The organism is Mesorhizobium sp. M1006 (genome assembly GCF_040318825.1).
Taxonomy (GTDB): domain Bacteria; phylum Pseudomonadota; class Alphaproteobacteria; order Rhizobiales; family Rhizobiaceae; genus Mesorhizobium.
This window is the reverse complement of record NZ_JAMYMZ010000002.1, coordinates 187,729-200,867: the sequence shown is the minus strand read 5'-3', so window position 1 is coordinate 200,867 and position 13,139 is coordinate 187,729. Positions and strand designations below refer to the sequence as shown.

General features: G+C 58.1%; 8 protein-coding genes and 2 pseudogenes. 8 read left to right on the top strand and 2 right to left on the bottom strand.

Features of this window, described 5'->3' with window-relative positions:
* Positions 1–163 precede the first annotated feature (163 nt).
* On the bottom strand, positions 164–286 hold the full coding sequence (locus NKH60_RS02595; protein ID WP_352871023.1) for a hypothetical protein: 123 nt from the start codon (positions 284–286) through the stop codon (positions 164–166).
* A 272-nt stretch (positions 287–558) separates the two neighbouring features.
* Here NKH60_RS02595 and NKH60_RS02590 point away from each other — a divergent pair.
* Both NKH60_RS02590 and NKH60_RS02585 read left to right on the top strand, forming a co-directional pair.
* A pseudogene (locus NKH60_RS02590) lies at positions 559–1,432 on the top strand (hypothetical protein).
* A 693-nt stretch (positions 1,433–2,125) separates the two neighbouring features.
* Complete coding sequence (locus NKH60_RS02585; RefSeq protein ID WP_352502882.1) at positions 2,126–2,431, top strand: hypothetical protein; 306 nt, start codon at positions 2,126–2,128, stop codon at positions 2,429–2,431.
* Between the two features lie 707 nt (positions 2,432–3,138).
* On the opposite strand, the gene NKH60_RS02580 is transcribed toward NKH60_RS02585, so the two are convergent.
* Positions 3,139–3,309 (bottom strand): hypothetical protein, encoded by a 171-nt coding sequence (locus NKH60_RS02580; protein ID WP_352835412.1) that lies wholly within the window; start codon positions 3,307–3,309, stop codon positions 3,139–3,141.
* 358 nt (positions 3,310–3,667) lie between these two features.
* Here NKH60_RS02580 and NKH60_RS02575 point away from each other — a divergent pair.
* The 6 genes and pseudogenes from NKH60_RS02575 to NKH60_RS02550 all read left to right on the top strand — a co-directional run bounded on the left by NKH60_RS02575 (position 3,668) and on the right by NKH60_RS02550 (position 13,138).
* Positions 3,668–4,465, top strand: a pseudogene (locus tag NKH60_RS02575) (IS5 family transposase).
* 1,227 nt (positions 4,466–5,692) lie between these two features.
* Complete coding sequence (locus tag NKH60_RS02570; protein ID WP_352502884.1) at positions 5,693–6,835, top strand: helix-turn-helix domain-containing protein; 1,143 nt, start codon at positions 5,693–5,695, stop codon at positions 6,833–6,835.
* Positions 6,836–7,254: 419 nt separating this feature from the next.
* Complete coding sequence (locus NKH60_RS02565) at positions 7,255–8,904, top strand: putative bifunctional diguanylate cyclase/phosphodiesterase (protein WP_352871020.1); 1,650 nt, start codon at positions 7,255–7,257, stop codon at positions 8,902–8,904.
* A gap of 174 nt (positions 8,905–9,078) precedes the next feature.
* Positions 9,079–9,600 carry a ubiquinone biosynthesis methyltransferase UbiE gene (locus NKH60_RS02560; protein WP_502902741.1) on the top strand — a complete coding sequence of 174 codons (522 nt, stop codon included), beginning with the start codon at positions 9,079–9,081 and terminating at the stop codon, positions 9,598–9,600.
* Positions 9,597–10,775 (top strand): methyltransferase domain-containing protein, encoded by a 1,179-nt coding sequence (locus NKH60_RS02555; RefSeq protein ID WP_352502887.1) that lies wholly within the window; start codon positions 9,597–9,599, stop codon positions 10,773–10,775. Before NKH60_RS02560 ends, NKH60_RS02555 begins: the two co-directional genes overlap by 4 nt.
* Positions 10,772–13,138, top strand: a complete 2,367-nt coding sequence (locus NKH60_RS02550; RefSeq protein ID WP_352871018.1) for a SpoIIE family protein phosphatase — start codon at positions 10,772–10,774, stop codon at positions 13,136–13,138. Before NKH60_RS02555 ends, NKH60_RS02550 begins: the two co-directional genes overlap by 4 nt.
* The last annotated feature ends 1 nt before the right edge of the window (position 13,139 follow it).

Genomic DNA, 13,139 nt, shown 5'->3' with positions numbered 1-13,139 from the left:
CGCCGTAACCAGCATCGTTGCGGGCATCATAGGGACTTCTCGTTCGGCGTCTTAAATTCCTGGAGCAGTAATTCGTATGCAGTCATTGGGCAGTTGACGACAGCGTTTACGTCAAGATTGCGACGGTGGTCATTCGTCACCTCAAGCCCCGCCTCGGAAGTGCTTAGCTGTCGTCCTTGTAAGACTTGGCGGCTTCATCGATCTTACGCCAATCGTTTCCGTGGCGCCGCACAAGCTCTCGCGCCTGGGCAGGCGATATACTTTGCGTTTCGACGATGTGGTTCACTTCCGTCTCCTCGCCTTTCAGGGGACGCGAACGAGGGCTCGTTGGCCGTCTGGCCGTTGGGTTTTTTGCATCTCTTCTGGGCATGGATGGACCTCTCCTGGAGCAAAATAAACGGTCCAGCGCGGCGAAGGTTTCGCCACATTAGCGTGTTGAGCAGTTTCACTGATCGCCTCATCGGCTTCCTCTTGCAGGTCTGACTATACGTTCTGATGTTCTTGGACCCAAATGAGCTGCACCGCGTTGTTTGCGCGCATGCTGTGCTTGGCAATCTGATGGAAAAATCCGACGCCCCTGCTGCACCGCAGACAGCTCCTGGTGCCGAAGCGCGCTTTCCGTACGATCGTGCGGCGGTTGAGCGGTTTCGACAGACATTCCCGCGCGCCAGGTGGAGTGACGAGCGGAGAACCTGGTTCGTGCCAGGAAAGACTGCAGCGCGGCGCATCCAGCGCTGGCTTGCGCAAGAGGCCGATTTACGAGCAGCACATGATGACAGCAAGGGACGGGATGCCTTCGCCTTCGATCCCCTGTCGAGCCGGTATCTGGAAATCGCGGACGACCTGCGCATTCGCACGCCCTATTCACGGACGGTTCTTGAGGAACTGCTAGCCGTTCCATGGGCGAGCTGGGACGACGAACTGCGGGCCTGGAGGGTGCCTTTCCGCTCGTACGAGGAGTTGAAGCGCCATTGGCCAAGCATCGAAAGGGCCGCAGGCCGCGCAGAACCGGAGGAGAGGAAACGGCGACGAGAAGCGTCCAAAGACTCCGAGGAATATAAAGCCGCCAGATTGCGGTATGCCGAACGCAGGCGACGTCGCTATCCACTGCCCCCAGACGATTTACCCAGGCTTGGCCGTGCCGTGGCAACGGAGCAATACGGTATCGTGGTCTTCACCGAGATTTCGGGTGAAGTCGTCGACGCCTCGCAGATAGCAGTGTTCTATCCGCATTTGATCGAGGCGAACGTCGACCACGTCTGGGGGCCGATGGCGTCCGGCGACGTTGGCTGAATTGATTAGAACATGGCCCGCTCGGCGTGCTGCCGGATTACCGGAACGGCAGCGAGGCTGGTGGCAACCAACGCTGCCCGAACTCAGGATAGCTCGCCAAATGGCTCGACGCGTGGCGCGAAGAAGGGCACAAGGCTAATGGCATTGTTCTAGCCTTGAAGCTGGGGCCGTTTTCCAGCGTCTGTCCGGTTGCCCCAGTGTTGAGATGTCACCTCGATCGGAGCCTTCCATGTGCAACTGATTGCGAACAACATGTGGCTTGGCTGAACATTGCTCGATGATGACGTCGCTGGCCTTGAAGTTCCCATGCATGAAACCGAACTCGACGTGCGCGTAGGCGCACGACACCAGCATCGATGATCCGGCTCCAATAACCCGCGTGGCAGTAAAGCCATCGACCGGCTTCTATGACGTTTGGAACGCACCGGCTGGACCTAGACTAACGGTGGGCGGGTAGTCAACTTCCCTTCCGAGGGAGCTTGGGAACAGCACACGATTCCTGCTTCCGGCGTGGCGTTCCTCGAATTGGCCAGAACGATGTACCTGAACGCGAAAGATTCATTTCCGCTTCACGCTCAGCGTTTATGGCCATCGCCGGACTGCGATGAAGTCCGCCGCTCCGCTACCGTGTGGCGGGCGCGCCAAGGTCATCGTGAACGTCAAACCGTTTCTGCAGAATTTTGACGCACAAGGCCGATCCGAGGCCAACTGGGGAGTGCATACCAGCTTGGGATTGTGCGGAACCGTACGAAGTCGATTGCAAGCAACCAACCTGGTTGGCCGGGCATTAATTTAGCAAAGCGTGAATTAGGAAGGCATCGGGAGGAAGACCATGCTGCACGTTAACATGCCTCGCGAATTTGAGGTCGGCGATGAGGTGGCGCTGGCAGGTATCGTCATCGCGATTCTCCCCAGTGGGCGCGCCAGGGTGAGCATTCCTTCCTATGACCATCCTTATACGATTGATCCGCCACCGAAAGTCCGGGCCGGTGACAGAGTGGTTCTTGTTGGGGACGTCACGCGCGTCGATCGCGGGGCGAACAAACTCACTGTGCGGATTGACTGCGGCGGGGTGATCACTGTCGACAAGTCGGCGATTACTCGGCTGAGAAAGCGCAACCGGACTTCGGCGGGTTGACGCTCCGGATACACTGCCAGCGTCGGCGCAGGGAAGATGCAAGCGCCTTTGAACAGCCCAAGGGTGCGGCGCCGTCCGATAGATGGGAGCTCGACGGCTAGGGCACGCGTCCAGCGCAGCGTGTCCCTGGCGTCTTCCGGGTTGCTGGTGAAGCAAGTCAGATTCGGGCGATCGCAAGCGCGCTTCACCTGCGTCCGCTCTCGGCAACAGCCGGCCCGCCCGTTCCAAGACGCGTAGCATGTGCATTCGCGTGAAGGCACGCGGGCATCGCGATCGATCGTAACCTTTCTCTGCAACGAGCGCCTGTTCGCCGATCAGCAATTTCAATAGCGATAGGCTCCGGTTCGTACGCATTTTGAGATCACATGTTCGTCCCGGCCCGCGATGCCGGCAAAGGTCTGCTTCGGAGCGTCACGAGGGAACTGCGCGACATATTGCGGTGGAGTAAGCGCCCCCCTGGGTTAACAACCCGGTCACTGACGGCCATGCCGGTCGGTGATGGCAACGACCGCATCGGCAGCGCCCGCAACGGCAATCAAGTTGTCGCTGAAAGCCCGCAAGGTGTCTGTCACGACATAGCGTGCCGGCGAAGCTCCGCCCTGGCGACGGGGATTCGTTGTAGGCCGACCGGACGGCAACGCCGGCCAGATGAGCGAGAACTCGGTGTTGGTCTCGATCAGGTCGACGTTCGTCGTTAATTGCCGAGACTACGAGTCGAGGTCGTAGGGCTCGTGGCCCAGCTCGTTGTGATGAAGCGCTTCTGCCATACACCTGATATCGAACGCCTGGCCGCACGCCGGGCAGACGACATAATACTCCTCCTCCCGAAGTGGCGAAGCGTCGTGGTCTTGGGGAATGACGATGTCATGGTCGGGCATTGTGTCCTCCGGCAACCCGCCCGCTATGCTGGAACGCTTGCCGGCAGGATTTGTTTCAAAGTTATTGCGCCTAAGGAAAGGGTCCGATGTCCGGTTCTGACAGCGATGCCGTCCCACCGGGCTGTTCAAAGTGATAATCATTTGCGACCTTTGGTTACGGCACGGGCAAGAACCTGTTCCTCCGGCGGCAAGGCTCGAATTCAACCGAGCATGCGCGGTCGAAAGAACTCCAATTCGGCAACGCACACTGCTGGCCGAGATCGACTGTGGAGACGAATGCCGAGGGGGGTGGAAGCGGTTGAGTGGCCCCGTCCGTTGTGATTCGTTTGAGTTGTCTAGACTTGAACGGGATCACGACATGGGTTGGACGGAGACCGCCCGCCGGCGATATTGCCGCGCCGGGCAGCGAGATGCAAACGCGTTGACGGACAGGGAATGGGCGTTGATCTAGCCGTTCCTGCCGGGAACGAAGACAACGGGACGACCGCGGACGACAGAACTTCGGGCGGTCGTGGACGCGCTTCTCTACATCGCCTGGACCGGCTGCCAATGGCGGGCATTGCCGGACCGGTTCCCGCCGGTTTCGACGGTTCAACGCTAGTTCTATGCCTGGCGGGACAACGCGCTGTGGAAGACCATCAACTTGCACTTGGTGGCTGCGGCACGCCTGCAGTTGGTCGCGAGGCGAGCCCGAGCGCCGGTGTCATCGACAGCCAATCGGCAAAGACCACGGACGTTGCCGGTTTGCGCGGTAACGACGCCGGCAAGAAGGTCAAAGACCGGAAGGGGCATCAGGGGACACTTGGTCGGGCCGACATCCAGGACAGGGATGGGGCAGTCGGCGTCATCGCCTCCATTCGACGGCCTTATCCCTGGTTGCGCCATCTATTCGCCGACGGCGGCTATGCCGGAGAAAAACTGTCGCAGGCTCTGGCCAATCTCGGTACATGGACCATCGAAATCATCAAGCGCTCCGACGCGGCCAACGGCTTTGAGGTGCTGCCACGACGATGGGTCCTCGAGCGAACTTTCGCCTGGCTGGGACGTTGTCATCGCCAAAGACTTCGAGGCGACCATCGCCAGCGCCGAGGCGTGGATCTTCATCGCCTCGATCGGCCTCATGCTTCGCCGCATGGCAGCTCCGCGTCGTGCGTAACCGAGTTTCGAGTCCGGCTCGTAGAGTCGTGAGACCATTCTGGGAGCATGTCTGGTCTGGGAGAATGTCTGGAAACGAGCTCATATTTGCCGGTGCTCGATCGATGACGAAAGCGAGACGGACGCGACCGAATAGCGACTTAGGTGATAGCCGCGAAACCATCGGCGCACTCGCTTGCGCCAAGATGGCAGCAATCGAGACTTCCGCGACAGCAGGTCCGCTTGCACCAAAAACGATCTCCCGAAGCAAATATCAACCGCTGGAGGGAATAGTATTGAACTGTGAACCCGTGTCCGCCGAGGTTTTCAAGTCCGGTGTCTTGGCAACAGCGCGTCGCGATTGAACGAATTCATGCGACGCGCCTTCCCGCAGCCTTTTCCCAATGAGACTTGACAGCCGCAAGTAGTTCGCGCTCGGTGGTGTGAGCATTTCGAAAAATGGCTACGACCATTACTGTCAAGATTTCGGCCGCCGGGTCCAAAGGGTCGAGATGCTCATCCGCGCAGACCTGATCGAACACGCGTTCGCAAATAGCCAGATCATGAGGGCTGAGGCAGGTGCGATTGAAATGCCGAGGCAGCATCTGTGCGAACCTTTCAGGGCCCGCTACCGTGCTTGCGGCGGGCTTTTTGCTGATGAACCGCTGAAGCGGTGGCTGTCAAAATGACATTGTCATCTGCAGTGACCAGGAATGACTTACTTGGTTCCTGATTGCTCCTTTATTAATCCTAGCATAAGCGCACACTCACGGGCCTTATATTGTCCGGTAATCATAAGTCTATAGTAATCCTGCCGCTTGTTTTCCGGGACGTGAAATCCGCGCCGAAATTCGGCTGCCTCTTTCGGAGTTCGAGTGCAACCGAGTTTGCTGGCGGTGACTTTCAAACTCGCCAGTGAGCATCCGACCTTTGCCGCAATATTTCTCAACGGCTCGTTGTTACCGTATCCATCCAGAATTATCCTCCGACGAGCTTCGCTGTTGAGCCTAGTGGCCATTTTGGTGGTCTCCTCAACTAATATTCCACGATGCCCGATTCTATAGGCACCAGGCTGAAGAGTGTCGTTGGCGGCACATCCAGAAACTTATCTTGGAATGCATTTCTTGCCGTAATCCAGCATGATCGCCGTTTCAGTCGATTCGAGTTCACCAGTCTTGCCAGATGCCCGAAGTACACCACATGATTGAGAGGGGCATGGGCATACCCGATTCGGATATGGCACCACGCGATGGACACTAAGAGGCAAGACGAGGTCCGTGCGGGGCAGCCGCGGGACCGTGATCGGCGTCGTTGGCCACGCGAAGGTCAATCCCACAATGAGGACGCTCCCTCGCCCGCGCCGGCGTTCGAACCTCTGCGCTTTTCAACGCTGGAACTGGCGCCGGAGGATCAGTTCGCCGCTTGGCAAGCGCATATGGCGCCGCTTGTCGAGGTAAGGTTGCCGGATGACAAATCGTTGAACGATGGCTTTCCCGCCGACCACACGGCTTGGAATCTCGGTGGCATGCTGATGATTCAACAGCGCGCGCCGGCACATAGCTTCATGCGTTCCGCCGCGAAGCTCCGCTCCAGTTCGATCGATCACTGGTATATCGTCCTGCCTCGCACCGGCCGGTCGTGGACGGAGATCGATCGCCGCGTTGCGGAAAACCGACCGGGCAAATTGGAGATCAGATCACTTGGCTATCCGTTTCGCGGGAGGGTAACGGACTCGGAAAGTCTCTTTCTCTATCTGCCGCGTGATTTGTTCTCTGATGCGGCGTCAACCCTTGATGCAAAGAACAATTCAATTCTGTCCGGTAACTTTGCCAACCTCTTGGTCGACTACCTCAACAGCATCGAAGCAAGGCTGCGCAGTCTCACCGCTGAAGATCTCTCCCGCATCGTGCACGTAACACGCAGCATGATCATTGCCTGCGTCGGGCCTCCGGCCGAACAGGCTGCGGCCGCCGAACAATTGAGGAGCGTCGCTCTAATGGAGCGAGCGCGTCGATACGTCCAAAACAATTTGGATGCAGCTCGTCTCACACCGGAATCAATGTGCCGGGCGCTCGGCGTATCGCGCTCTCGTCTCTATCAGGTGTTCGAACCGAGCGGTGGCGTTCTCCATTACATACAAAATCGCCGCCTTATGGCAGCCCATGTTGCGCTTAGCGATCCTGCGGACAGCCGGCGCATTGTTGAAATTGCTGAGGCCTTTGCGTTTAGTTCAGCGGCTAATTTCAGCCGAGCATTCAGCAAGGAATTCGGTTACAGCCCCCGCGAAGGCCGCAGTACTGTGGTATTGCCGCGCCCCGCCCACTCTGTTTCGCATGCCGGAGGCCAGGAGGCCTCTTCCTTTGAAGGTTGGCTCAAGGCGCTCGGAAACTGATTACAGGATCGCGAAGCTGATTGGGCGGACTTAGAAGAGGGGTGGCCCGGGGCGGCGAAGGTCACGCCGCCTCATGGACCACAATATCTTCGTGTCGCGCCAACTGCGCATCAGTCACACAGCTGATTCTCGCCAATTCACGGTTTGTTAACGAACTGTGACGGTTCATCGTTATCGATAATTTGCCGCCAATCACGGCGCAGCATACATGGAACTAGGCTGTGGGGGGTCTTATTAAGAGCGCGATTTGAAAGTTTGCCAAGCTTGACAGTTATGCTATTTTTAGATTGGGGGGCGCGAGTCTGCACCGCCTATGGAGGTGGTCCTTGCCCTCAGAGGCTTCAGGCGTCGGCACGGAGAGTGAGGGGCCTTCATCGAGCGACGCTGCACGTGTCGGCGATGGGGTTTTCGCAGACCTTTTGGCGAACACGACCGAACTTTTGTCGTTCTATGACCGTGACTTTCGCCTGACGCACTACGCGGCCAGGCTCAAAGGCTTGTACGGAGGCGCGGTAGCGCCGGGCGCCGCCGTCTGGGAGATCTACCCGAGCTTTCTCGATACGAGCCATCGCGATGAATTTCTTCGTGTGTTCCAGGGCGGCTCTCCGGCCAGCATCGACTTGCCGCGAACATCGGGCGGAGCGCACCGGTCCGTTTTTGTGTTCACCACGGCAAATGGTGCGGGAATCATCGAACTAAGGGAGGACGGCGGGCGGAGCGCAGCGGAGGAACAAGAGCATATAGTTCTGCTTCATCAGGCGACGCACGACGTGCTGACTGGACTGCAGAATCGGCGGCGATTCGGCGAGCGGCTCCAGCAGGCAATGGCGGCCCTCGGCGGATCAAAGCCGAAAGCCGCCCTTCTGCAAATCGACCTTGACGATTTCAAGGCGGTCAATGACACGCTCGGCCATGGAGCAGGCGACACTCTTCTTCAACTCGCGGCGGGTCGTATCCGCGACGCGCTGCAGGACGGCGAATCCGCATACCGGTATGCCGGCGATGAGTTCGCTGTCATCCAATTGGGAAAGGAGCAGCCAGCAGAGGCTGAGCGCCTCGCCGGATCTCTAGTCGACGCGTTCAAGGACCCGTTCGTCATCAACGGCATTCCCGTGTTCGTCGGCTCGAGTATCGGAATTGCTTTCGGGCCGGAGCACGGGACCGACGGCGAACAGTTGATGAAAGCCGCTGACATTGCTCTTTACGCGGCCAAGACAGATGGACGCGGCTGCGCTCGAACATTCAACCGTTCGATGCTGCTCTTGCTCGAGCAACGCGAGAATCTGAGGCGCAGCCTTCGAACCGCGCTGGAGCACGGCGAGCTTTATCTGGAGTATCAGCCGCTCATTCAGCCTCCCTCGTCAGTGACCGGTTTCGAAGCGCTGCTGCGGTGGCGGCACCCCGAGGTCGGAATCATTCCACCCAACGTGTTCATACCGATCGCCGAAGCCGACGGTCTGATGGACGAGATTGGACGATGGGTGCTCGAGGAAGCTTGTCGCCAGGCGTTGACGTGGCCTTCCCCGCTGACGGTCGCAGTGAACTTGTCGCCGGCTCAGTTCCTTAGCGGTTTACTGACGGACACCGTCGCTCAGATTGTTGACGCAGTTGGGCTTGATGCCGACAGACTTGAACTTGAGATAACCGAGAGGGTTCTACTTGAGAAGACGATCGACAATATAGACACATTGAATACGCTGAATGTCCTGGGAATACGAATATCGCTGGACGATTTTGGAACATACTATTCATCGTTGAGCTACCTTAAAAATTTTCCCTTCGATACGTTGAAGATAGATCAGTACTTTATTGCGGACTTGGAGACCGATCTCAAAAGCCAAACGATCGTGCGATCGATCATGAATCTGGCGCACGGCCTCGGGATAAATGTCACTGCCGAGGGGGTCGAGACCGCGGCACAGGCACGGTGGCTGATCAAGGAGAATTGCGATTGCCTGCAAGGCAACTTCCTGGGAAAGCCGCTTGGAGCCGAGGCGATCAGCGGTTTCATCAGGCGGTCCTCGCTGAGGGTGGTACGCGCGATGGAGGAATCAAAACAAGCGCTCTAGCGCCTTGCGGCCTTCGTTAATGGTGAGGCGGAGATTTCTAGAACGATCGACGCAGATACCGCGCAATTCTTCGAGTGGATGCGAGACAGACTCATTACGGGCGCGGAGAAATTTTCATCTCGCAGGCCATCACCCCGCGAGAGCTCAATACTGATGGAACAAGTGAGGATGCCGATGGGACCTGTTCATCATGACCTGGCTGGCGAGCCGACTTTTGAGCCGATGATCCAGATCGACATGGAAATCAAAGCTTTTATCTCCGCTTGGAAGCATTGCGATTATGTCTCGACATACGTGGCCCGGATGATCAGTCAAAACAGGTCAGACTCGGTCCACCATTCAAATCTTTTTTCCTCTGCCTTCAACGAATTGCTGGAAGTCGCCTTTCGTACTCGCCATGCCGACGGCGAACTGGCATGCAGGGTGTCTCGCCATGGCGCGACGGATAGGATCGAGTTAATATTTCCTTGCGTGCCAGAGGAGCGCCAATTCTACGAAGAAGCCGTGTCGCAGTTCGTAGGAACGGAGGCCAGAGAGCGGTATCTCAATTCGGTGTCTGGGGATCTCGCGCCCAGCCGCGAGGTCGTACTCCTGGAATTGGCTGTTGACTACAACGCGACACTCTGGATCGAGGACGCCGACGGCGATGCAATCAAGCTTGTCGTGGACCTTCCGCTTGAGGGCTTGCAACATTGAGCCCTTACGACCTTCTCCCGCGCTTCAAGGCGCAATACGACGCCAACAACCAGGAGTTCTCCATTTCGGGAGTGGTCCGCCCTCAGGCGATGGATGAGCTTGGGCCGAGCATAGCATTGCTCCGCGAGGCGATCGGCCATGTGCGCGGCGTTCTCTACCTCAATGTCAGGCGCCTGACGCAGATGAACAACGCTGCGTTTCACAGCTTTTCGAGGATCATCATCGACGCTTGTCGCGCTCGACCCGATCTCAAATTCGTGGTCATCACCTCAAGTGTCGTCGGATGGACCTCGCGAAAATTCGGTCGCCTGAGCGGAATCGAACCGAACATCACGGTTGAAGAGTATGACACTGAATTCTATCCGGGGCAGGGTTTTCTTGAGGAAGGCGGGTTCGTACCCATCCTGCGCACTCAGACAAAGATGACTTGGCGCCACGAGCGCACAATCTTGCCGCGACACGGCATGAGGCCCGGAATCGTCATGGCCGATGTCTGTTGCGGCATCGGTGATTTCGCCGTGCTCGCCCAGAAGGAGTTCCAGCCATCGCGGATCGTCGCCCTCGACCACTCCATATCCAGCCTGAACTATGCTCGACAAGTGATGCGGGAATTCGACATTCGGGGCATCGAATATACTTATGGCGATGCGTCGGAGATGCTGCTCGACCAAGCGCAGTTCGACTTGGTCACCTGCCGACATTCCCTTCAAATCTTCAATCGACCTGAACTCATCCTCAAGGAGCTCTACCGCATCTGCAAGCCAGGCGGGCGGGTCTATATCACCAACGAGAAGAATTCGCATTGCCTCGGCGAGCCGCGCGCCGAAAGCATTCGTTGGACCTACAACGAGGTGGCGAAGCTGTTCGGGCATTTCGAGATGGATGTCGAGCTTGGGCCCAAGAGCCGGCGATACCTGATCGAAGCCGGATTCGAAGACATCCGTGTGGAGACCTTCATGGTCACTAACCTGGACGGGGATCCGCAGGACTTCGCCGATGTCATTGCGGCCTGGGCGGACGTCTATGCGGGCGAGATGGCGACCAGACGCGGCGATGGACCGGAGTTCGTCGCGCGCTTCCGGCAGGGCTTCGAGGATCATATTTTCGCTGCGCTCCACCCCAAGGGTTATGCGGGGTGGCCGATCTGGGTCGCATCGGGGCGACGGCCGCAATGAAAGCCGACCATGAGCCTACACCGCGATTCGGCCTGCGCTCCTTTCGAGCGAAATTCGTATTGGTCGTTGGCGGCGCAGTATTGTTCGACCTCCTTTTGAGCGGTGGCCTGGCGCTTTGGAATGTTCAAAAGCTGTCGCGCGACGCCACATCCGAAGTCGGTGAGGGCCTGACGATCGCAAACCAGGAATACATTCGTTCCTATGCCGAATCGACAGCGTTAAGCGTCGACCTGCTGCTCGATCGAGTCCATGGGGACGTCAAGGCGTTGGCCGGCGTGCTGCAGGCCCAGATCGACGATCCAAGCAGGCAACAACAGCTCGGAGCCACGCTTTCACAGGAGGCGCCGGGCTCCGTGAAGGTCGTCTACGACTCGCGGGGCGATTGGGCGCAGAACCTGCCGGGAGCGCCTTCCGTGGTCAGCGTCTGGGGCTACCTGCTGGGCGCCGACCACAGTCCGCTGCCAAGCGTTCAGCAGGAAATAGAAGACAGCACCGTGCTGGACCTCGTTGCGCCGACGCTCATGGCCAGCGGGTCGTCCAAGCTGCAAATGTATTATATTGGTCCAAAGGAACGGCCGATTTTCAGGACGGTACCGTATACGGACCAGGCACAGACCTTCGACCGGCTCTACCCAGGCCACAACAAGGCAGAGTTCTGGGAGTTTTTCTTTCCGGGAATCTATGGGTCATGGCAGCAATGGGCCAGGGATCCAGCCTCACATCCGGTCTCTGACGATATCACCCAGACAGCGCCTTACACCGATGCGATCACGGGAAAGCTAATCGTCAGCTTTTTCCACCCGCTGTGGACGCGCGATCGCACCGGTGTCGCTGGTACGGCGGGAGCAGACATCACTCTCGATCAACTCGCGGAAGTCGTCGAACGTGTGAAGATCGCTGAGACCGGGTTCGGCTTTCTCACAATGTCGACTGGCAACGTCGTGGCGATCAATCCGTCAGGCCAGGCAATCATCGGCCTGACTTCATCGAGCGATGCGGGCACCCAGGGCGTCACCGGCCTGGAGAGGTCCCTGCGGGGAAGCACGCAGCCGGCTATCGCGTCGCTGCCTCTCGACCGGAACAATGACGGTGTAATTCAGCATGTCATGCTCGCCGACAAGGGCGAACGCGTACCCTACATTGTTGTCCTCAAAAGATTAAAGCCGACCAATCTGTGGAGTTCGGGACCGATCAAGTCCGAAATAATGTCGGTCGGGATCGTCGTTCCCGAACGAGAGATCTATGCATCCCTATTCGCCGCGCAGAAGAGTATTTCCCGTGCAACCGACCGTATCCTGCTCTTTCAGATCGCGGCGATCGTCGTTTCGCTTCTGATTGTTTTTGCCGCCGTGCTCGGAATTTCGAAGCGGATCACCGCGGGCCTGAGGGCGCTTGCCAGCGCCGCCCAGCGGCTCCAGTCCAAAGACTATTCAGTCCGAGTGAGCATCCCAACGCGCGACGAAGTTGGAGCGGCAGGGGTCGCTTTCAACCGCATGGCTGAGCAGATCAGCTTTCACACCGAAAACCTCGAGCAACTCGTCGACGAACGAACCAGGGAACTTGGGGACGCAAATCAGGAGATTTCCGCACTCAACGAAAAGCTGCAGGACGAGAACGTTCGTCTTGGTGCTGAACTCGCGGTCGCCAGACAGATCCAGATGATGGTCCTGCCGAAACAGTTCGAACTCGAAGCGATTCCGGGGCTGGAGATCGCAGCCTACATGCGGCCGGCCGACGAGGTCGGCGGCGACTATTACGACGTCCTGCAGAACGGGCCACGGGTCAAGATCGGCATCGGCGACGTCACCGGTCATGGTCTCGAGAGCGGCGTGCTGATGCTGATGGTCCAATCTGTTGCACGTGCGCTGCAGGAGACCAACGATGGGGACCCGCACCAGTTTCTGGATCGATTGAACAGGGCAATCTACAAGAACATCGAGCGGACGAACACCGGCAAGCATCTCTCGTTGGCCTTTCTTGACTTCGAGGATGAGCGGGTAACGCTATCCGGCCAGCATGAGGACGTTCTCGTCGTGCGTGCGGATGGGGAAGTTGAACGTATCGATACAATTGATCTGGGTCTGCCGGTTGGCTTGGAGAATGACATATCGAAGTTCATTGCCACGCGTGACATCCTGTTCGGGAGCGGCGACGTGATCGTGCTGCACACAGACGGGGTGACCGAGGCCGAAGACCAAGACAGAGAATTGTTCGGGTTCGAGCGCCTCTGCCAGAGCGCACAAAAACGTCACGGCAGCAGCGCCGAGGATATCAAAACCGGGATCATCGACGATCTGATGGCCCATATCGGGATCCAGAAGATCCACGACGACATCACCCTCGTGATCATAAGGCACAAATAGC